Source organism: Pantoea sp. B9002 (assembly GCF_013385945.1).
GTDB lineage: Bacteria > Pseudomonadota > Gammaproteobacteria > Enterobacterales > Enterobacteriaceae > Pantoea.
In genome coordinates, this window is sequence record NZ_JACAPA010000170.1 from 1 (window position 1) to 382 (window position 382).

At 59.2% G+C, this 382-nt stretch carries 1 protein-coding gene; it reads left to right on the top strand.

The genetic code is table 11. The features are described 5' to 3' along the window. Nucleotides 1-225, top strand: a 225-nt coding sequence (locus HX773_RS25700; protein ID WP_176973835.1) for a DUF2252 family protein, incomplete at its 5' end; no start/stop codon positions are given. Nucleotides 226-382 lie beyond the last annotated feature (157 nt).

The following is a 382-nucleotide window of genomic DNA, read 5'->3' on the forward strand; positions in this document are numbered from 1 at the left end:
TGCGGCCGCGCCCTGGCCCAGGCCCACGCCAAATCATCCGGCCAGGCGGCGCTGATCAGCGGCTATATCGGCAAGAGCGAAACCCTGGCCGAAGCCCTGTTCAAATACGCCCAGACCTATGCGACACAGAATGAACGGGACTTCGAACACTTCCAGCAGGCCTGCCGCAAGGGGCGCTTGCAGGCGCGCTCGGAGGCGGATTTTGCTGCGGATCATTTGCCTTGAGGATCACAAACATGCAACTTTGGCGACAACTCTAAATCACGTCACTCAACAATGCGTGACAGGCAGACATCGAAATTACAGTTTGCCGAATGGCATTACTCTTCTGCTGCCGGCGGCCACAGCTGCGCCGCATGCAGGATCCGGACGACGGTTACCG